Genomic DNA, 21,060 nt, shown 5'->3' on the forward strand with positions numbered 1-21,060 from the left:
TCCTGGCTGTCTTAAACGCCATAAACGCCCTGTACGATGTACGGGGCGTTTATGGTAATACCATCGTTCAGGCAGGGGTCAACTCTCTTGTGCAAACCTGACTTTTATCAGGCAGCCATTTGGAGGCACAGAGATGACCTGCATATTGCCGTTGAACATAGCCGCCCTGGTTTGGATATTTTCAAGTCCGATGCCGTTCTTTTTCTTATTTGTATCAAAACCGACTCCGTTATCCTTGATGGCTAAATCTATATAGCTCTTACTGCCTTCAATATGGATTTCCACGGTATCGGCGTGCGAGTGCTTCAGGATATTATTAAGCTGTTCCTGGACGATCCGGAAAATATTCAGAAAGATCTTTTCAGAGGATTTCCGGGAACTTATTCCCTGCAGATTCAAAATAAACTTTACCCCCGTGCTGGCTGCAAATCTCTCCATCAATTCCCTTATCGCCTCCTCAAAAGACATGCCCTTCTGGCTGGGAGACGCAAGAGCATGGGAGAGGCTCCTTATTTCATCGATCGCCAATTTCAATATTTTATCGGCTTCACCCAGATGAGATCCTACATTCTCCTTTTCTTTCTGTGCCAAGTCCAGGTAGAGCCTGCTGGTAGCCAATAATTGATTAATGTTATCATGGAGTTCAATGCTGAATTCCAGCCGTTCCTTCTCCTGAGCACTTATGATGGCTTCTGAAATTTCCATCGCCTTTTGCTTCCCATCCATGACCGCCTTAATCCTTGCGTTGTTCCTTTCAATACTATAATAAATGGCCTTGAATAAGAGGGTGGCACTGAGGTCGTCCTTCACCAAATAGTCCTGAACGCCTAATTTCAGGCTCTGCTTCGCATACATTTCATCAGAATAGCCGGTCAATACCATCACAGGCGAGTCCCCGCACCAGGGCGTCAACCGTTCAACGCTCGCGGTTCCCAAACTGTCCGGTAAGGAAAGATCCAGCAGAATTATATCAAAGCTCCTTTCAGCCAGGCGCAGGATGGCTTCAGCCAGGGACTTGCTCCAAACGATCATATCCTCTGAAAAAAACTCTGATAAATATTCTTTAATCAGGAACCAATCTCCTTGATTATCTTCAACAATAAGTATATCTAATCCCTTGGCGACTTGCATAGGAAGGAAAATTGCCTTAGTGGTTGTGGAGCATTAATTTACGCCATTTTATGCCTTCCAGCAAAGAAATAATAAAAAAATATCGCCCGGCGCAGGATTAAGGGAAAAGCCGAAGTATCCGGCCCAATCTATTTAAGGTGATGTATATCTTTCGCTATCAACTCAACCCCCACGGTGTTTTCACCGTCGAAATAAGCCATCTTGCTCCCATCCATTTCTTTAAGTATGTCCATCGCCAGGAAGAGTCGAAGCCCTTCGATCGGCGCATTCGTGTTTTCAGGCCAAACACCATTACCGTTAAATTTGTCAATACGATCTACCATCTGATCGGATATCGACATCGACACAAGCCTTATGTTGATCACAATCCGGGAATCCTGTTCTGAAAAGCTCTGGACGACTATACTGCCGTCCCTGGCACTTTCGCAAAGCCAATGAATAATATTCCGGATGACAAATGTCAGCCCGTTTGAACCGGCAATACGAATAGGTGAATTTTCCAGGGTCTGGCAGAAGCGATAGTTGCGGTAAAATACCTGCTTTTCCAAAAAGCCGAAAATGGCGGTAATAAATTTAACGAAGTCCTCGTCTGGTTGGCTAGAACCTGGTAGACCCTGATAGACCCTTGCCCATTCCACCAGGTTGTCGAGGATATCCAGGTTCGAGCCGAACTCCGCAGCGGCCTTTTTTATGATGGTCTGCAAGGCATTTCTATCCCCTTTGTCATCCTGTAGCACATTCAGGAGCGTTCCTGCCGAGCAAATCGGACTTTTAAAGTCCTTCACCAAAAGAGTCAATAGCCGGTCCTGCATGATCGATACGCGCTGCAATTGCCGGTTCGAACGGCTAAGCTCTAATTGTTTGACAACTTGGTCCGAAATAACCCGGAGGGCAAATTGTTGCTGCGGATTTATCTCCTTTGGAGCCGTATCGAGGACGCATAAGGTACCGATGCTATTACCCCGGAAAGATATGAGCGGAATTCCTGCATAAAATCGAATTCCCGGCTCTTTGACGACGAAAGGATTGTCTATGAACCGCTCATCCTCCAGCGTATCGGGAACAAGGCAGATCTCGTTCCCCAAAATGGCATGCGCACAAAAGGAAAACCGCCTTTCCGTTTCGGGCAAGTTTAGTCCAACGCTGGCTTTGAACCATTGCCTTTCCGAATCTACAAAAGTGATTAAAGAGAAGGGAGTTCCGCAGACGCTGGCCGCGAGTTTTGCCAGGTCATCAAATTTTGCTTCCCGTGGGGTATCCAATATCCTGTACAGGGCCAAATCATTGAGCCTTTCTGTTTCGTTTTGGGGAATGGCAGGAATTTTCATAGGATCTTAGGACGGTTTTGAATAGGGTACGGACTAACGGGGCTTCAGAGATTATATAGTTGGTTTTTCGTCTTTTTACTTGCTCTTTTGATACTGCAAAGAAATTACAATCCAACCCCAAAAAAAATAGTGGATAATAGTAATCTCATGTATTGTTTTTTAAGCAGCGCTTGTCGCTATTCGACGACACGGGCCCTGTCGGCAGGAGATTCATCCCCAGTCGTGGTGGGGTCAGCCAGATTTATTATTCAGGGAGTTTGCGGATCTAACAAATTGATTTATAAGTAATTTATATGATATTATTGGAGATACCGTAACGCGTTAAATCCGCGTTGGTTTTAAAGCCCATTTTACTCAGAATTCTGGCCCGATAGGTACTTACCGTCGTTGCTGTAACGGCAAGCAGTTGTCCGATTTCTGTCAGGGATTTACCATTTGCAAGCAATTTTAACACCTCAAATTCCCTGTCGGACAATTGCTCATGGGGTAACCTGGAGTGGTCGTCATTCATGACCTCGGCAAGTCTTTCGGCAATCGAAGGCGTTATATATTTCCGGCCCATCAAGACGCGACGGGTAGCTGCAATGAGCTCTTCGGCCATCATATCCTTATTCAGATACCCGGAGGCGCCGGCCTTCAGCGCTCTTAGGGCATATTGCTCTTCGGGATGCATGCTCAAAATGAGTATGGGCAATTGTGGCCGGAATCCTTTGATTTGCTGTAAGGCCTCCAAACCGTTGGTACCGGGCATGGTCATATCGGAAATGATCAAATCCCAGTCAAATTTTATTACGTTTTTGATCAAATCGTCGCCGGAGGCAACCTGTTCAATGATAGCGGATGGATACTCCTTCCGCAAAACTTTCTCCAAGCCCTGGCGGACGATAGGATGATCGTCTGCAATCATTATTCTTAGCATTTGCCAAAATTTTTAAGAAATGTCAGGCCGGATAAAATTCAATATATAAATATAACTCGAATATCAGCAAAAAGAGAAAAAAGAGGAAAGATACCTCTTATTGATCGAACAGGTTTCCGGCGCAATTTATGTTCCCTGCCTGTGTCGAATTGGCTGTTTTTTTCGCATAATTGCTTAACCTTTGTTAACTTTCTTGTCGATATGTCCAAACCATTATTGATATTTGCCACTGTGTTCATCGTCCTGATGGCACTTACCCAATTTTTGGTTTACCAACAGTACAAAATATCGAAACAGCAGCAGACGGACGAACTGATACATGAAGCTGCTGCAGCAAAAGACCGTTTCCGGAATATCCTTTTCAATGATTTGGCTGCCGCCAATACCCTCGCGATCATTTATAAACAATACGGCGTACCCGATAAGTTTGACAGCATAGCCAGCCAAATAATAAAAAATAGTCGCTACGCCCAGGTGTTGCAGATTACCGAGAACGGCATTGTAAAAAATGTTTACCCGGATTCGGCTTATAAAAACACCATTGGTACTAATGTCAATGCTGACCCAACGCGCAAAGCCGAAGAAACGCGTGCTGTAAACCGAAAGGAAATTTACTTTGCCGGGCCCAGGCGCCTGCGTTTTGGCGATACAGGGATCCTCGGCAAGGTGCCTATCCTCGTGGATAACAAGGTTAAGGCGGTCGCAACGGTATTGACCCGGCTGTCTGTCGTACGAAAAGCGCTTGAACCGACAGAGGCTAATGCTGACAAGGCGAAGTTTGCCTATCAATTACTAAAAGCTCAGGAGAAAGACACCCTAAGCTTCGCATTGTCTGATATAAAGCCTGCTAATAAAAGTGAATATATTGATATTGAGATACCTGAAGGTGACTGGTTGCTGCGCATAAGTTACAGCAATGGTTATGCTTCAGCTAAATTTCCCTACGAATTAGTGGGTTTGGGAATTTTACTTTCCTTTATTGCCAGCCTTGCAGTTTACCGGAAAGTTCTGGAACCTGGTAAGCTCAACAGAATAATCGACGAAAAGACCGACCAATTGATAAAAAGTGAGAAATATTTTAGAACACTGATCGAAACAAGTTCTGATGCCATTATCTTGATAGATGCAGAGGGTAAGGTCTTGTATCAAACACCTTCGGCAGAAAAAATACTTGGCTACACTTTTTTCGAGATGCAGAAAATTGATGGTCTTGAGCTTATTCATGCCGACGACAGGGCGGATGGCAATAAAATGTTTGGAGAGTTAATAAGTAACCCTGGCAATATCATTCATCAGAAGCACCGTATAAAACACAAAGACGGTAGTTATATACAGATCGAGGGGACCTACCGCAACTTGCTGAATGACGAGAATGTTAAAGCCATAGTATATAGCTACAAGGACGTAACCGAAAAGATGTTGTCGGAACAAAACCTGGCGCGTTATAACCGTGAGCTCACCCTTCTTAACAAAATAAATGATATCATATTACGCGCCAGCGACGAACTTCAGCTTTACGAGGAAGTATGCGATTGCATTGTAACTGTTGGAAACTATCAACTGGCATGGATATGCCATAAACCAGACGCCGGCACTGCCGATCAAACAGTGGCGGTCCTCGTAGCAGTTGGCGATACAGAGTATTTGACTGGCGCAAAAATAGTGCTCGATGACCCGGAGCTATCTAACGGGCCAACGGCAATCGTTTTGAACACGGGGAAAACTGTTATTAATAACGACCTTGCAAATTCCACCTATTTCGGCCAATGGCTAAAAAATGCAGGTACGTTTGGCATCCGTTCTTCGGCCGCATTGCCTCTCAACCTCGGCGACGATAAAAGCGGAGCCTTAATCATTTACTCCAGAGGAGCCAATGCATTCGACGAACATGAAGTATCAACGCTAAATCGCCTGGCGGCCAGTTTGTCGCTCGCAGTACAGCATATTCACAACCGGGAGGAACTGGTGGAGTCAGAAAATAGGTTCCGAAGGGCTTTTGAAGACTCGGCGATCGGCATGGGGCTTACTTCAATCGAAGAAGACTCTATGGGAAGATGGCTCAAAGTAAACAGATCGCTGTGCGAGATGCTGGGTTATTCAGAGGATGAGCTCACGTCGATGACCTTTCTGCAAATTACCCATCCGGAGGACCTGGCAAAAGACCTTGCTGCCCAGGACCGCGTCTTGCGGGATGAATCTGATACGTATCGCATGGAAAAAAGAAATATTCATAAAGACGGAAGCATAGTTTGGATCAATCTTAATGTGTCGGTAATAAAGGATAAAGATATGCGGCCGTTGTACCTTGTTGCACAGGTAGAAAATATCACCGGGAAAATTGAGTCACAAACCCGATTCCAAGACCTGGTCGAACACTTTGTAGTTGGTGTGTATATTATCCAGAACAATAAGCTGGTGTATGTAAACCCAATGGTTATCGAAGAGACCGGTTATACGGAAGATGAGATCATAGGGATGCCATTCGACAAGTTTATTTACCCTGACGATCTGGCACTCGTTACTGACATTGTTGATGCCAGAATAAAGGAAGGCATTAAAACGGTTAGGTATGAGGCGCGTATAAAACAAAAGAACGCCGGGCCGCTGTGGTATGAAATATTGGGCGGTTCGACATTGTACCAGGGAGCGCCTGCACTGATCGGAACAATGGTTAACATTACTGAACGAAAAGCAGTGTACGATGAGCTGAAAAGATCAGAAGCCAATCTGAAATCAATTTTCGACACTACTGATGTAGCATACCTGCTGCTTGATGCTATATACAATATTATAGCCCTCAACCAGAACATGAAAGATATTTACCTGCATATTGCAGGTTCGGAATTGGAAGTAGGCGATAATTTTGCCGATTCGCTTCTGCCCGAAAAGAGAGAAAATGCACTTGCGATATACGAGCGGGTGTCTCAAACAAACAGATCTGAAGATTATGAAACATCTTACTTTAAAAATGGCGCCTATACGCACTTTCTGGCCAATGTAAAACCGATCAATCAGGGTATAAAAGTAATCGGTCTATGTATTTCGGTTATAGACATTACCGAACGGAAAAATGCTATTGAGCAGTTGATACAGTTGAACCAGGATTTGCAAAACCAGGCCAGGGAACTGGCTATATCGAACGCCGGCCTGGAGCTGTCAGAAAAAAGGTATAGCGAACTGTTTAATTTTAGTCCGTTGCCGGCGTGGGTTGTCGACGTTAACACTTTACGTTTTTTAGACATTAATAATGCAGCTGTCGTTCATTATGGCTATACCCGTAACGACTTTTTATCGATGACTTTAAATGAAATAAGGCCGGTTGAAGAAATACCTAACCTACTTCGTTCGGTTGCTGAAACTTTGAAAGTAAATGATATTATTTCCCGCGAGATAATGATCCATAAAAAAAAGAATGGTGAATTAATTAATGTTGAAATTCAGATTGCTTCGATTTACTATTCAGGTGCTAAAGCCTATATAGCCATCGCCACTGATATAACAGAAAGACAAAAATCTTTAGCGCAATTGAATCAGTTGAACGAAAATTTGCAGCAACAGGCCAGAGAACTGGCAATCTCCAATGCCGAACTGGAGCAGTTTGCCTATATGGCTTCGCACGACCTGCAAGAGCCACTACGAATGGTAACCAGTTTTCTGACACAGCTAGAAAGAAAGTATAGCGGCGTTTTGGATGAAAAAGCAAAACAATACATCTACTTTGCTACAGACGGCGCTAAAAGGATGCGGCAGCTTATCCTGGACCTGCTGGAATACTCAAGGGTGGGGCGGACGGAGGACGAACTGGAGACTGTAGACTTTAATAATCTCATTAAAGAAATACTGATCCTGTTCCGTAGAAAAATAGAAGAATCGAATGCCAGCGTGAATTTTAGCGGCCTGCCGGCAATGAGCATTTATAAATCCCCTGTAAGGCAGGTATTCCAAAACCTGATAGACAATGCACTAAAGTATCAGAAATCTGGCTCAGCCCCGGTTATTGAAATATCATGTGTTGAAAGAAAAATAGCTTTTGAATTTATTGTCAGCGATAACGGAATAGGGATAGATCCCGAATATTTTGACCAGATTTTTATTATATTTAAACGTCTGCATTACAGGGACGAATATGACGGTACAGGCATGGGCCTGGCCATAACCAAGAAAATCATTGAATATATGGGAGGCAAAATATGGGTCAGCTCAAAGGAGGGCGAAGGTTCAGCCTTCCATTTTACGATACCTAAACACCTAGTCTGATGAAACCAATTAATATTCTGCTCGTAGAGGATAACGAGGGGGACATTGTTCTTACCAGGGAAGCTTTTGAAGAAAGCAAGCTGATAAACGAAATACAGGTCATCCGGGACGGAAAGGAAGCGATCCGTTTTTTCGAAAACTTAGCCGACGATGCGTCGAAGCCCAATATTGTTCTGCTTGATGTTAATTTACCCAAAGTAAGCGGGCACGAAGTCCTTAAATTCATTAAAAATCACGAAAAACATAGCAGCATACCTGTTATTATGCTGACGACATCATCCTCGGAAAAGGATATACTGCAAAGCTACAGGAATCATGTCAATTGTTATATCACCAAACCGATTGATATCGGCGATTTCTTAAAAGCGATGTCGAAGATTGAGGATTTCTGGATCAATATTGTTTCTGTTCCCAATAAGTAGGATTCTACCCTGCCAATAAGTTATAAAGAAGAATTACTCATTCATTGCTCTGGGTCATTCATAACTAATCCCTGCAATCAGACCGATCTGCAGGGAATGTCGAATGGCTTCCCCGGCATCTTTGTAAAAGCAGGTATGAACGCCCATTTTTTCCATTTCCGTTAATTGCTCCCTGCTGTCCGTCTCCTTTCGTGCATACACATTTCGGATATAGACCGCAAAAATCCTATCCGGGTATTTACCGAGGATCGAAGCATAAATGGCCGGATCATGTTGAGAATTGTCCCCCAGCAGGACGAATTGCTGTTTCGGAAAGGCTTCAAGTATTCTTACGATGCGTAATAATTTCCCTTCATGATTGGTTTTACCTGTTCGGAATAACTGGAACCATCGTTTGAGTTGATTAAGGAGAAAGACTCCCTCCGGCAGTTTATTATGAATGAAAAATTCATGCAGGTCGTCATACAGGTTCCATTCGCTGCCTGAAACATAAAAGAACGGATTGGGAACCCCCGGCGTTGCATGGCCCATCGCTAATAAGCGATAATGCCGGACTGCATCGGTGAATGCTTTTCGGGTGTGGGGATTATTGGTAAATAATACCCGTAATCTTTTCCGGATGGTAGAGGAATGCGAAATCAGGACGGTATCGTCTATATCCGAAATAAAGGCATATTGTGCGACATGAGGTATAAATACCTTTCCTTCACTGCGGGCCGCGCTCTTTTCTCCATCCATCAGGTTGATGATGACGGGATGCCAACCCGCAGGCATTTCAACATCCGATTTCCATTCAAATTTAAAAAACCCGTCCTTTTCCGTAGTCGCCGTCAGCAATTGATTATTCCAGGCCAATTGAATATTTACTCCGGACAACGGTTTGATTAAGAACAGCCTGATTAAATGGATCATATTGGATAAGGGATTATTCGTATACTTGTCACGGGATACCCCTTTATGGGCAAACACGTGCCCATAAATAAGTAAATTGTGGCTATGCCCGTAACCAGGATATATTTTGACCGTTGCCTTATCGTATTTTGAAGAAGTCGACATACTTAATTGGCGAGGCATTACCTCTCCTTAAATTTTATGGATAGATGAAAGATACCGCTAATGTAAACTTACTTTTTATAATTAATCCGGGCTCGGGGAATAATACCACAGACTGGCCGGCGGTGATACGGGATCATTTTCGATCCCCGGGATATACCCTTGAATTGTTCACGCTGCCAGACTCCTGTACTATTCAACTGTTAAAGCAAAAAATAGAAGAGTTTAATCCCGGGCGTGTAATTGTTGCAGGAGGGGACGGAAGCGTCAAACTGGTAGCTGAGGCCCTGTTGCAAACTGCCATTCCCATGGGCATATTGCCGGCCGGATCCGCTAATGGATTGGCTAAAGAATTGGGCATACCGGAGGATCCCTCCCAGGCCCTGTCCATTATCGAATCGGGCTTCACTAAAAAAATACATTTGACTAAAATTAACGAAGAGTGGTGCATTCATCTCAGCGATATCGGTTTCAATGCCAACGTCGTTAAAAAGTTCCAGTCAACCCCAGGCCGGGGGATGTGGGGGTATTGGAAGGCCTCCTGGGAGGTATTATGGGACCGTCCGCTGATGATGGTGGACTTGCAGCTTGATAATCAGTCCATAAAAAGGCAAGCGGTTATGGTCGTTGTGGCGAATGCCACCAAATATGGTTCTGGTGCGCTTATAAACCCGGATAGCAAACTCGATGATGCTTTATTTGAGGTTATCGTAGTTAGAAAAATTTCCCTAAATGAAATCTTTAAAATGACCGTTAGCCACCGGCCCTATGATCCTGCGAAAACAGAATCCTTCCAGGTTCGGTCTTTATCCCTTAATTCGCGAAAAAAAGTTCATTTCCAGGTAGACGGGGAATATTTGGGAAAAGTAAATACGATCCAAGCCACCCTTCTTCCTGCAGCCCTGGAAATAATTGTCCCACGCAACAGTAAATAGATTTCGCCATGAATAGTAATGTACAAAACCGGGTAAAAAAAATCTCCTTGAAAGTCCTGGTTCTATCCCTTCTTTTTTTATTATCACTGGGTGCGTTCGCCATTATAGCGCATGAAGCGGTCTATGAACACGAAGATGCCTTCGATGAGAGTGTAAGTGCATTTATTTCCAATCATTCAAACCCTGCCTTGATCGATACGATGCGTGCTATCACTTTTTTCGGATCTTCCGGCTTTCTTATTCCCGCTTATGTACTATTAGTGGGTTATTTCCTGTTCAAAAGGAAATATCCTTATGTCGTGAACATATCCATTATCGCGTTGAGCAGTTTTGGATTGATGGTCGGGTTAAAAAGTATATTCCACCGGCAAAGACCCCAGCTGCCTGTTATTAAAGGCATCACTTCCTATAGCTTTCCCAGCGGTCACTCGCTTTCTTCCTTTATCTTTTGCAGCATATTGGGCTATCTTATCTGGAATTCCACGATCCGGCCCGTTTGGAGATGGGTACTTATCTTCCTGTTGTCTTTATTTACCCTTATGATCGGACTGAGCAGGATCGTCCTTAACGTTCATTTTGCAACGGATGTCATCGGTGGTTTGTGCATGGGAGTCACTTGGGTGATCCTGTCGTTCTGGGTTTTAAAAAAATTTTCCCGCAAGGAGTTTAAGACAAACCACTAATTATCGACAGGCCTACACTATTGGCTATGAATAACCTTTTATTTGCCATTGAATTGGTGAATAGTATTCCACCGTCAAAAAGACGCGACCGGGCCGCAGGCTTGCTCCAACAGGTTGGATTGCGTACAAAGGCCCGAAAGTTCCCCAATGAATTGTCGAGGGTGGGGAAGTTCAAAGAGTGTCTAACGAAAAAACCCTGATCCTGGTGACGCATGAGGATATCTCCGGGAGGTTTGAATCGGCCTCCTTTTCCAAAGAAGTATTTCATAAAAAAGGAGATATCTTTAAAGATATTTATTTTAACCTGGATGCGGCAAATTTCCAGTAATTTATTGCCCCCCATCATTCAATGATGCATCTCCGGCTCAACCTTGAAATAGGCTTTATAAGCGATAAGGCGTTTCAGGAGTCCTTCTCCATCAGCCAGTATTTTTGCTTTTTCCTTCTCATTAGCTGAAAGAATCAGGTATCCATGTGGCCCTTCATTCAGCAACATCGGGCCATGCCCCGGTGTCGTGCCGACGTCTGCATTAGTCACATGGGGTGCATAAAACATATAATGCGGCATATGCATGGTGACAACATCGAAATTGTCCGTCCCGCCTGGATGGGTGCGCATAAGAGGCGCCAGCATGTATGAAATACCTGCTCTGGCCGGGGCATTGTATCTTCCTTTCCTGAACCCGTCAGTTATAGAATCTCTGATCTGTAAGGCAGAATATTTTCCAGATGCCCGCATGGCCGCTACGTCTCTGTCGACGGGGAAAATGGCCCTCGCGCCTTCAGCGTCAAAACTGATGGGAGAAGCCAGATCCTGCCTGGATTCATTCCATTGCCATTCCGTTCGGACAATGTAGCAAATGAAGCCGTTGGATCCCTGACGAGCAATATAGTATCCCCTGGCCGGGTCCATCAGATAAACGGTAGCGCTGTCACGCAGATGTGGAGGAAGGGCGCTTAAGGCAAAGTCAGTCTCCAGATCAACCGGCATTTTCTCCAATTCCAAAGCCGCTGGTTTTTGAGCAAAACTTTGGAAAGAGATAAAGAAAGAGAATGAAAAGGAGACAAACAGGAGGACAGGCAGCGGTATAACCCCCCAGCCCTTTTTTGGCAATCTGTTTATAATAAGCATATTTATGGATTTTAGAATTTCCTTTCCACAAATTATAGTCTTTCCCTGGATGTGAGGAGGGGTGAAATAACATATTTGGGGGTGTTTTTATGCCATTAATTAATAAACAGTATATTAGTCCAAAATAATCTCCAATGAACGGAATTCCCAGGCCACGTTCATATTATTTGAGGGTCAGAAAGATCTTGGAGATGATGAAATAAAAAAGGTGCAGCAATTTGTCACAGGTAAATAAAAAAACACTCAAAAAAATATTGCCGGCTTTTTTAATCACTATGCTGGCAATTACTGTTCAGGCGCAGACAGGATCATTAAAACAAAAGGTCCGGCAGATAATCCAATCCAAAGATGCTCATATAGGAGTTAGCATTGCAGGACCAGGAAAAAAAGATACGTTTACCATCAATGGAAAGGATCATTATCCTTTGCAAAGTGTATTCAAATTCCATCTTGCGCTTGCCGTACTGCACCAAGTAGATAAAGGCGTATTTTTTTTGGAGCAGAAAATATTCATTAAAAAAACCGAATTACTGCCGGGCATGTGGAGTCCCCTGAGAGTGGATTATCCGGATGGTAACGTTTACCTTTCGTTGGGCGAGTTACTCAGGTATACCGTATCTATGAGCGACAATAATGGTTGCGATATCTTATTGAGAATCATGGGGGGTGCGTGCAAGGTCAACGAGTTTATACACTCGTTGGGCATTACTGACGTTGCCATCGTGGCAACAGAAGAGGAAATGCACAAAAGCTGGCCTGTACAATACAAGAATTGGAGCACTCCCGACGCTGCTACGCAATTGCTTCAGCAGTTTTATTCCGGGTCCCTCCTTTCCCCAAAAAGCCGGAATTTTTTATGGGACCTTATGTCGGCTTCGATAAAGTCCGACAGGATCAAAGGTATGCTTCCCCCCGGGACGATAGTAGCACACAAACCGGGAACGTCGGATACCAATGAACAGCATGTTACCGCCGCGACTAATGATATTGGAATTGTAACACTTCCCGATGGACGGCATTTTACCATTGCCGTTTTTGTTTCGGACTCCAAAGAAAAGGACAGCACGAACGCCGGTATAATCGCAGAAATAGCAAAAACAGCTTGGGATACCTTCATTCAAAAACCGGCGGTAGCTCTATAATCACTCATTTGTCGAGGAACAGGGCGCCACCTTTGTAAAACTGCCCCTTATAAGTGACGTTCATTTTATATTCATAAATGTGATCACTGAGGCCGTCGCTACAGAACCCGGGTGCAATAGATATCTTCAGCAAGTTGCCTGCCTCTGTGGTGATGGCATAGACGGTGCTGTCTTTGGTGACCACGGGCTTCTCTATGGGGACGATGACCGGCCTGGGGGCGCCGGCCCATTTGAACAAAATGAATTTTTCCTTGTCGATCTCAAGGCTCCAGAAAGGCTCATTACCGGTGCCGATGATTCCGACGCCTTCCGACCTTCTTTTTTTCCAGGAACTATTCTCCGGTGCCCGGTTTTTTCTGAACAAGACATATTGGTGCGAGAGTGAGTCGGGAATGCGGGCGCCGTTGTTTTCGATATTTATCAGGCTGTCCTTAGAGAGGCGATAAGCCCCAATCAATTTACTGTTTTCATAAAGCAGGAACTTGCCTTTTTCTTTTTCCCAGGTGCCTTCGGTCCTTTTAGCCGGAGTGGCCTTGCCCCAGTTCAGCTCTTCCATTTTAAAATGTTCATTGTCCGCGAAGAGGATGGTACGCTGGATGCCTTCACAATTCTTACAAGGAAGCATACCCTGGTAGAAACCGGTAGGGATCGTGTCAAAACTATTCGCATTGATGATGGAGTCCCTGACAATGACCAGCGTATCGGTGGTCTTTTTGATGAGTGTAACAGGTTGGGACGGAGCTGAATTAGCTATATAAAAATAGGCAATGACGCCGAGAATGATCAGGATGAGTACTATCGGTAAGGCTTTCATTAGGACGATTTGTTACCCGCATTGAACGTATATCTTACCGGATTATTGCCCTGTTGTTCCGACCAGTCCGTTTTCGGTACACCGGGTGTCCGGTGTTTTATTTCTTTTCATATTGCCAGAACCTGCCCTTTCCTTCGGCGATCCATTGCAGGGATTGTGCTACTCTTTTTTCCCTTGTATCATCTGTTTTGGCGTCGATCAGCCATTTTGCATATTCCTTTCTAAAAGACGGCGACTTACTTTCGAACAGTTTTTTTGCTTTGGGGTCTTTGTTCAGTCTTTCCAGGAAAAAATCAGGCACTTCTATCTCTATGGACTCCTTTTTTACGGGCTTTGGCTTTTTCAAGCCTTTCTCATTCAAAGCCATCGCTTCCTTTAGATAACCGGTTAACACTTTTTTGGTAGGCAGATCGGATATCGTCTTGATCTTATCCATAAATCCCATCTTCTTGCCCGATTCTACGCTCTGTTTGATTTTTGGATCGTCCATCAGTTCAGCTTTGAAAAGGCTGAATGAGCAATGATGCTTATAGGCGGAAAGGATACACATCATATCCCCATTGTAATCAAAATGAGGTATCCCCCATTTCATTATTTCCTCAACTTCGGGGCAGGTGTCGTGAATCAGTTGACGTAGATACTGGAGGATGGGTTTGGCAAAATCAGCAGATTTCGAGATATAATCATCCACTTTTGGGTCCTGGTGTTTCACGGTTAAAATAAATTGTTCGAGGTGAGTCATTATTAATTGATACAGCAAAGAAAGCGGGTTTTGGAAAGATGGACTGGTATAAATCTTGGATAAACAGGTAAATTTGATTACCGCCGGAGTTTTCGGTAGGCGGAAGGCGAATGCCTACCCTATTTTTTAAAGAATTTGCCAAAATTAGCGGGGTAAATTGTATCCTACCCATTGCGAATACGACACAAAAGTAAGCGCCCTGTGAGTTCCTGCAAAATGGTCAGCCCGAATTATTACTTTTCAATAATCAATTTCTTGCCTTGACCAGCCTACTGATCCAAACAAGTAAAATCGCTCCGAGAAATGCGATAACCACGTATCCTATATCGCCGCCAAGATTTATTCCTGCCTTTGCAGCCAAATATCCACCGATCCATGCTCCCAGCAGCCCAAGAATTATATCCACGACTATCCCGTACCCATTTCCACGCATAAACTTTCCCGCCAGCCAGCCGGCAATGCCGCCCAGCAACAAATGCCATATTAATGGACTCATAAATTGTCGATTTTGGTGTGATTGAATTAATGTATGATTAAATATAACCTATTTTGAAGTCAAAAAAATTGAAATCTATTACCCATGTCACCTAGTGGTCTCATACACTCGCCCTGGTTTCGGCCCATTTGGGGCTGGAATATGCATATGAATACCACCCATTTTTCTATTTTAAATCAGAGAGGGTTACTTGTTTTTGGTTATTATTACCTTTTTTGCAAAAACAACCAATCAAATAAGCCAGGCTCGTTATATGCTCTGTTTATGATATTATGGCCCATTCCAGCATATTCAGTATAATTAGGGTTTCCGCCATGCCTTTTGATGGCATCAATCATTAAACGTGAATATTTCACATTATTTATTTCGTCGTGATCTCCGTGAAATGCCCAAATTGGAATTTGTTTTATAAGATCAGCTTTACCAGTATCGGAAACTGAGCAAAGTGGTACAGCTGCCGCAAATAGGTCGGGATGGCGGGTTAAAAAGTCAAACGTACCTTCACCTCCTCCAGAGTATCCGGTTATATATATCTTATTTTGATTAATAGGTAGATTTTTTATCAATTCATGTAGTAATGAAAATGTCCATTGAGCAGGAAAAGTTGCTGTAAGAGTAGTTCGAAGACTTTTTGGAAAATCCGGAAAATAAGCCCACAAACGATTATAGGGGCATTGAGGAGCTAAGATGAAACACGGGTATTTAATCCGTCCTGCGCTATCAGTCAGAACCTTTGGAATTGCATACAGTTGTCGTTCGTTGTCATTACCACGCTCCCCGTCCCCGTGTAAAAAAAGAACTATTGGGTAATGTTTATTCTTATCGTAATTTTTAGGATATAAGAGACGGTAGTACATCGTGTCCTTGCCTGAAATATAATACTCTCTTGTAAAAATGTCAATATTCTGCGCTGCTGCGTTTGTGAAGAAACCACAAGCTATCAATAGGGAAATGAAATAGATTTTCATAGTAATTTAAATAAAATAGATTTTAGGGTTCTAATTTAATCAGCCATTAAAATAGAGATGCTTTTGTTTAAAAAAAGCCTTCGGTTCGAACGAATCAGAAGGCTTTCCCGTGTAATCCGATTCCCAAAATTGCTGAAATTGGCAACTTCTTGCCGATAATTGAATTACGGAGAGGGATGGACTTGAACCTAACCGGTGAAAGTATAGTCGTTAGGGGGTCTCCGAAGATTCTGCTTTTACAGGTCTCCGATAAGTCCCGCTCCGAAACTTATATCTATGAATATTTTCATATAACTTAACTAAATGCTTGATTCACAAAGAACTATACTAAAGATACAAAAATTTCCGAAAGCTGGATCCATGTGGTAGGAAGGAATTAGAATTTACCATAGGACAGCCATTCAAGGTTACCCGTTGTATATCATGAGTTTTAGGTCCACGGCGCGTATTTTGCATCTGATTATTACTAATTGATCTTAAATGAACAAAGTACTTCGGCTTTTATGCTTGTTGTTGTTGCTGGTGCCTTCCTGCCTCAAGGCCCAGCAAAAAGACACCCTGGTTAAGAAATTAGACAGCCTGAGCAAGGAAACCGATAGCGTGGGAGGCAAACAGAAAAATAATACAAGCCCGGCCACCTACAATGAAAATACCAAAATCACCCCCCGTGTTTATCTTATTCTTGCGGCGGACGACCTCAAACAGCAGGTTACCTCCCCATTCAGGGCTACCCGTCAGGACTGGCTTAAAATAGGCGCTTTTGGATTGGTAACGACCGCATGTATCCTGTTTGCCGATAAGCCGGTCTACCGGTTAGCGCTTCATATCCGCGAAAATAAGCAGGTGGTCTCCGTCAGTTCCTACGTAACCGATTTCGGCGGCTTGTACGAGGGATATACCCTTGCCGCGCTTGGCGCCTATGGCCTGATTTTTAAAAAGGAAAAGGAAAAGACCACCACTCTTCTTGCCACACAGGCGTACATAACCGCCGCCGCCATCGAAACAGCCCTTAAATTCCTGACCGGAAGACAGCGCCCATCCTATTATGATCCGGTGACAGGATTAAACAACCATACCTTTCATGGCCCGTTTTATCAGTACTCGAAAGACAAGTTAGGTTCCAGACCATCCAATGGTTCCTATTCGTCCTTTCCTTCCGGACATACTACGGTCGCCTTTGCGGCGGCAACTGTTTTTGCCATGGAGTATAAAGAGATCAAAATTGTTCCGATCCTGGCCTACTCCGCAGCCAGCTTAATCGGATTGAGCCGGATCATTCAAAATCAGCATTGGGCTTCCGATGTCCTGGTAGGCGCCGCACTCGGTTTCCTTTGCGGGCGTCAGGTGGTTAATAATTATCACCGGTATTCAAAGATTCAATCCGGATTGGCCAAAAAGAAAAATAAGATCAGTTATACCCTGAATTATTATAACGGGGTTTTGATGCCGGGCTTTGTTTATACATTCAGGTAATCGCCTTATAAATAATAATGTCCCCGCCTTTGCGGATCTTCCCAATTGAACATCAGGAATATCCTTTGTTCCGTCTGGGTGAAATGGAGGGAAGGAAAATGGGCCTGGGAATGATCATTTAAATAGATGTTATGTTCCAATCCGATACTAAGCGCTTTATATAGGGTGATCGTAACTCTGGGCTTGAGAACGCTTATATAATTATTTCCCAGCGTACCGGAGGGTATTTCGTCCTTTCCCGTATTATCAAACGAATGAATAAAATAGTAATAATACAACAGACCTAAGGTGCCGTATTTGCCAAAATTAACAACGCTTTCCAACTTGCCTTCCCATCCGTACGCAAAACGATAATCCCGGTAAAAGGAAGTATCCGTGACAGGCCCTACGCTGCTGCCGGCAAAAGGCACCAATGCCAGATGAAGATTGATATAAAGATCGGAAGTTTTGCTCAGGGGTAACTTAGACAGCACTCCCGGGCCGAAGCCAATAGTCGATAGCTCAAACGATTTGGTGTCATAATAATCATAATGCTGAAAACCTCCGACAAGCATGGACAGCTTACCAAGTTGAACATTCTTCCCGAGCAGAACCCCGTAACCCGTTATATTATCCACAATTTTCCTGCCCACCCCGAAATTCAGTTCCGCCCGGAATTTAAAAAAATCAAAAGGTTTTCTTGAACGGAGTTCAAACGGATTCCCATAATCGAGCTGAATATTCAGCATTTCATCATTATGCCCGGACAGAATCTTATTCGTTTGATTATTGATGGAATGGATGCCCGCGAAAAAAGTAAAATTGACGGGCTCCTTCTGATAGATTTCTTTATTGACTCTCCTGAAACATTTACCCTGGAAGAGCCGGTTGAATCCTCTCACCGGATTAATTAATCCTGCCAGCACTTCGCGGAAAACCCTTTCACTTCCCGTCGTCCGGTCGTCCAGGATATTTGAACTTAAACGATAGGTAACTTCCCCGAGAAGTATACCATCCACGGTCGTGTTGATCAGATCCTCTCTTTCCGGCGTGCCATTCTCTCCAAATATCTTCCACATATAACTACCTGCAAACACAATGGGTGCTGATTGCCAGAAACTATACCCGTTGGAGCGGGCTGCGTTAAAATAAAAGCTGCCCATCATCGGGTGAGACAGGAAGTTGTTGCCAAACCTGTCCTGATCCCATTCCCAACCGGATCCCCAAGGGGCGCCGGCTTTTAAGGTTCGCCCCCAGGTTGTCATATTTACTTTTGCAAATTCCAAATTCATAACGGATCTGTCCAGTAAATTTAACAGCAGATTCTCTCCGACAACCTGAACAGCGGGTCTCCAGATAGGGCTTTTTTTAGAATACTCCGGATCATCATTCAGCAGATCGCCGTATCTGCTCATTTTCGTGGTATCGATAGGTTCCGCTTTTGCGGGCTCGTTAGCCGCTGAATCGGAGTAAAGCGCTATTTTTTCCTTCTTAATATCTTTCAACTGATCTTTAACGTTTCCTTTTGACGGCACAATGGTGTCTTTGCCAGATTGTTGCGCTTGAAGCATCGTCGAAGCCAATACCGAAAAAATCAGGATATAAATGATTTTCATTGTGCGGGATAGAATGTAGGATCCGTACGTTCAAAATTTATGCCACCACTCCCATTCGACAATAGTCTGTCTTTGAGGCTTTATATGAGGCGGGTGTAGAATAATTTCCCCGTATCGCACTGAGAAGCGCCTACGCTCCGGATGATTTTAGACTGATAAATAGAACGCTCTTATGATGGTCCCCCTTTTGCAATATCTAAAAATCATAATAAGACTTGTCAATGTCCTGATGAACTAAACACATGCAATTAAACAAGGCTGCTAAATTTATTATTTTGCTGATTCTAAAACCTGGTTCCGCTAAGAATATTTTAAATATTTTGGTCATCTTAATTTCCAGCCGATCTGTATTTTGCCAGTCTTTCGACTCTTCTACCGGGATCAGGCCCTACCATGTTAACCGTTTTACCACAGGCGGGATTATCGCCGCCGGGCTTGGAACCGATTATTTTGCTATTGCCCGGATAAAGGATAAGTCCCAAATTTCAGAGGTGGAATTACAGAATTTAAGTACAGTCGAAATTAATCCTATTGACAGATGGGCATTACATCAGAATACATCCAACTACAAAACCTACAAGAAAATTTCAGATGCTATCCAAGCGCCTTTGTATATAATATTGCCTGCCCTACTTGGTCTGGATAAAAAAATACGTAAGGACTGGCTTGACATTCTGTTCATGTATATTGAAGGGCATACCATTACCTTCACTTTTTACAATTACAGCTGGTTGGGACCAACGTTTCAGAATAAATATCGTCCTCTTACTTATTATTCCGGACTTCCTTTGGCTGATCGGGAAAATGGCGGTAACCGTAATTCATTTTACAGCGGGCATGTGGCTTCAACTGCTTTCACCACTTTTTTCATCGCAAAGGTATATTGTGATTATCACCCGGAAATTGGCGCAGGTAAATATTTGGTTTATTCGGCTGCCTTAATTCCCCCTGCAATTATGGGATATTTGCGGGTGAGATCTCTGGCGCATTTTCCCTCCGATGATTTGGTTGGTCTTACACTTGGAGCAGCAATAGGCATTGTTCTTCCTGAATTACACAAGTTTAAGAATAAAGGAATTACTCTGGGATTGTTATGCACACCGGATGCCCTTGGCTTTACGCTATGCTGGAAATTACCTGCAGGTTCATCCTTATAAGCTTTCTTCCCTGTTGTTCACAGTTGCGATCTTTTATTTTTATAGTAAACCGCGTTGGATTAATTTGCTAAGAATTGATAACAAGTAGACTAAGGATAAAAAACCGATAAATACATTCCTAACAAGCCAGAATAAAAATAGGCCTCATTGTAACTGAAAATATAACATTGGTATTAAAACATACCTTAAAAAGAGAGGCTCTTTATTATATTACTTTCAAGGGTATATGGATATTGCATTATGATCCTTACTGGCGCCAGGCTGTCGTCAGGCTGTGTTATAATTGTTTCTCTTGCGCCGGGGTAAATAGTTTTCATCTGTCGGTAAGCGACTTCTAAAGGAAAAACAGCGTCAGGGCTTAAAACGGACCTTAATTTTTCTTCTTTTTTTCCACCGGGATGATTGGTAACAGCCTGTACAAAAGTTTTCGCATTGTCAAATGCAAGGAACAATCCTGTAAGCGAAATAAGCACCAGTACAAGCAACCCATAAAATCCTAAAACGCTGTGAAGATCCCAGTTAAATGCTTTACGGTTTTTTGTCTTAAAGTTAATGGTAGTAGTATTTACTTTGAAATGTATCCCGCAATTCCTGTTCAAAAACATAAATACACCCTGTTAGGGCAACTATCAGCATAATAAGCCCGGAGACAATACCCAGCCAGCGGTGAGCCCATAATATGGCTGATCTGCTTCGCTGGCGAAGTGTTAATTTTTTTGCCATTTTACTTAATTATAAAAAACAAATACAGTTAATAATTTTTTATTGTATTTATTTTATCTAAAGCCTTTTTTGCGTAGTCCAGGTGCGGCC

The 21,060-nt window shown here is 43.4% G+C and carries 20 protein-coding genes; 8 read left to right on the top strand and 12 right to left on the bottom strand.

What is annotated here, in order from left to right; genetic code table 11:
• Positions 1–78 precede the first annotated feature (78 nt).
• The 3 genes from ACX0G9_RS17905 to ACX0G9_RS17915 all read right to left on the bottom strand — a co-directional run bounded on the left by ACX0G9_RS17905 (position 79) and on the right by ACX0G9_RS17915 (position 3,378).
• The gene (locus ACX0G9_RS17905; protein WP_459066313.1) at positions 79–1,131 is read right to left on the bottom strand and encodes a sensor histidine kinase; all 1,053 of its coding nucleotides are present in this window, start codon (positions 1,129–1,131) and stop codon (positions 79–81) included.
• 128 nt (positions 1,132–1,259) lie between these two features.
• Positions 1,260–2,459, bottom strand: coding sequence for a GAF domain-containing protein (locus ACX0G9_RS17910; protein WP_459066314.1), 1,200 nt, complete (start codon positions 2,457–2,459; stop codon positions 1,260–1,262).
• Positions 2,460–2,748: 289 nt separating this feature from the next.
• On the bottom strand, positions 2,749–3,378 hold the full coding sequence (locus ACX0G9_RS17915) for a response regulator (protein ID WP_459066315.1): 630 nt from the start codon (positions 3,376–3,378) through the stop codon (positions 2,749–2,751).
• A 201-nt stretch (positions 3,379–3,579) separates the two neighbouring features.
• Between ACX0G9_RS17915 and ACX0G9_RS17920 the strand changes: the two genes are divergently transcribed.
• Together ACX0G9_RS17920 and ACX0G9_RS17925 are read left to right on the top strand one after the other, a co-directional pair.
• A complete protein-coding gene (locus tag ACX0G9_RS17920) occupies positions 3,580–7,635 on the top strand; it encodes a PAS domain S-box protein (RefSeq protein ID WP_459066316.1) in 4,056 nt (1,351 codons plus the stop codon).
• Positions 7,635–8,057, top strand: coding sequence for a response regulator (locus ACX0G9_RS17925; RefSeq protein WP_459066317.1), 423 nt, complete (start codon positions 7,635–7,637; stop codon positions 8,055–8,057). Before ACX0G9_RS17920 ends, ACX0G9_RS17925 begins: the two co-directional genes overlap by 1 nt.
• 54 nt (positions 8,058–8,111) lie before the next feature.
• On the opposite strand, the gene ACX0G9_RS17930 is transcribed toward ACX0G9_RS17925, so the two are convergent.
• Positions 8,112–9,131, bottom strand: coding sequence for an App1 family protein (locus ACX0G9_RS17930; protein ID WP_459066318.1), 1,020 nt, complete (start codon positions 9,129–9,131; stop codon positions 8,112–8,114).
• 26 nt (positions 9,132–9,157) lie between these two features.
• Between ACX0G9_RS17930 and ACX0G9_RS17935 the strand changes: the two genes are divergently transcribed.
• The 3 genes from ACX0G9_RS17935 to ACX0G9_RS17945 all read left to right on the top strand — a co-directional run bounded on the left by ACX0G9_RS17935 (position 9,158) and on the right by ACX0G9_RS17945 (position 11,056).
• Positions 9,158–10,045 carry a diacylglycerol/lipid kinase family protein gene (locus tag ACX0G9_RS17935; RefSeq protein ID WP_459066319.1) on the top strand — a complete coding sequence of 296 codons (888 nt, stop codon included), beginning with the start codon at positions 9,158–9,160 and terminating at the stop codon, positions 10,043–10,045.
• Positions 10,046–10,053: 8 nt separating this feature from the next.
• Positions 10,054–10,728: a phosphatase PAP2 family protein gene (locus tag ACX0G9_RS17940; protein ID WP_459066320.1), complete on the top strand. Its 675-nt coding sequence runs from the start codon at positions 10,054–10,056 to the stop codon at positions 10,726–10,728.
• A 178-nt stretch (positions 10,729–10,906) separates the two neighbouring features.
• A complete protein-coding gene (locus ACX0G9_RS17945; RefSeq protein ID WP_459066321.1) occupies positions 10,907–11,056 on the top strand; it encodes a hypothetical protein in 150 nt (49 codons plus the stop codon).
• Between the two features lie 18 nt (positions 11,057–11,074).
• On the opposite strand, the gene ACX0G9_RS17950 is transcribed toward ACX0G9_RS17945, so the two are convergent.
• Positions 11,075–11,860: a hypothetical protein gene (locus ACX0G9_RS17950; RefSeq protein ID WP_459066322.1), complete on the bottom strand. Its 786-nt coding sequence runs from the start codon at positions 11,858–11,860 to the stop codon at positions 11,075–11,077.
• A gap of 275 nt (positions 11,861–12,135) precedes the next feature.
• Here ACX0G9_RS17950 and bla point away from each other — a divergent pair, with 275 nt between their 5' ends.
• On the top strand, positions 12,136–13,002 hold the full coding sequence (bla, locus tag ACX0G9_RS17955; RefSeq protein ID WP_459066323.1) for a class A beta-lactamase, subclass A2: 867 nt from the start codon (positions 12,136–12,138) through the stop codon (positions 13,000–13,002).
• Between the two features lie 4 nt (positions 13,003–13,006).
• Here bla and ACX0G9_RS17960 read toward each other — a convergent pair whose 3' ends face one another.
• From ACX0G9_RS17960 to ACX0G9_RS17975, 4 genes are all read right to left on the bottom strand, one after another.
• Entirely contained in the window at positions 13,007–13,816 is an 810-nt protein-coding gene (locus ACX0G9_RS17960) for a copper resistance protein NlpE N-terminal domain-containing protein (protein ID WP_459066324.1), read from the bottom strand.
• A 97-nt stretch (positions 13,817–13,913) separates the two neighbouring features.
• Positions 13,914–14,558, bottom strand: coding sequence for a YdeI/OmpD-associated family protein (locus tag ACX0G9_RS17965; RefSeq protein ID WP_459066325.1), 645 nt, complete (start codon positions 14,556–14,558; stop codon positions 13,914–13,916).
• A gap of 247 nt (positions 14,559–14,805) precedes the next feature.
• The gene (locus tag ACX0G9_RS17970) at positions 14,806–15,054 is read right to left on the bottom strand and encodes a GlsB/YeaQ/YmgE family stress response membrane protein (protein WP_459066326.1); all 249 of its coding nucleotides are present in this window, start codon (positions 15,052–15,054) and stop codon (positions 14,806–14,808) included.
• A 206-nt stretch (positions 15,055–15,260) separates the two neighbouring features.
• Complete coding sequence (locus ACX0G9_RS17975; RefSeq protein WP_459066327.1) at positions 15,261–16,022, bottom strand: carboxylesterase family protein; 762 nt, start codon at positions 16,020–16,022, stop codon at positions 15,261–15,263.
• Positions 16,023–16,502: 480 nt separating this feature from the next.
• On the opposite strand from ACX0G9_RS17975, the gene ACX0G9_RS17980 reads away from it, so the two are divergent.
• Positions 16,503–17,495 carry a phosphatase PAP2 family protein gene (locus tag ACX0G9_RS17980; protein ID WP_459066328.1) on the top strand — a complete coding sequence of 331 codons (993 nt, stop codon included), beginning with the start codon at positions 16,503–16,505 and terminating at the stop codon, positions 17,493–17,495.
• A 5-nt stretch (positions 17,496–17,500) separates the two neighbouring features.
• Here ACX0G9_RS17980 and ACX0G9_RS17985 read toward each other — a convergent pair whose 3' ends face one another.
• A complete protein-coding gene (locus ACX0G9_RS17985; RefSeq protein ID WP_459066329.1) occupies positions 17,501–19,090 on the bottom strand; it encodes a DUF3943 domain-containing protein in 1,590 nt (529 codons plus the stop codon).
• Positions 19,091–19,332: 242 nt separating this feature from the next.
• On the opposite strand from ACX0G9_RS17985, the gene ACX0G9_RS17990 reads away from it, so the two are divergent.
• The gene (locus ACX0G9_RS17990) at positions 19,333–20,247 is read left to right on the top strand and encodes a phosphatase PAP2 family protein (RefSeq protein WP_459066330.1); all 915 of its coding nucleotides are present in this window, start codon (positions 19,333–19,335) and stop codon (positions 20,245–20,247) included.
• 185 nt (positions 20,248–20,432) lie between these two features.
• Here the strand turns inward: ACX0G9_RS17990 and ACX0G9_RS17995 are convergent, their stop codons facing one another.
• The gene (locus ACX0G9_RS17995; RefSeq protein ID WP_459066331.1) at positions 20,433–20,852 is read right to left on the bottom strand and encodes a PepSY domain-containing protein; all 420 of its coding nucleotides are present in this window, start codon (positions 20,850–20,852) and stop codon (positions 20,433–20,435) included.
• Positions 20,797–20,970, bottom strand: a complete 174-nt coding sequence (locus tag ACX0G9_RS18000; protein WP_459066332.1) for a PepSY domain-containing protein — start codon at positions 20,968–20,970, stop codon at positions 20,797–20,799. Before ACX0G9_RS18000 ends, ACX0G9_RS17995 begins: the two co-directional genes overlap by 56 nt.
• Between the last annotated feature and the right edge of the window lie 90 nt (positions 20,971–21,060).

The sequence above is a fragment of the Flavitalea flava genome (assembly GCF_054461575.1).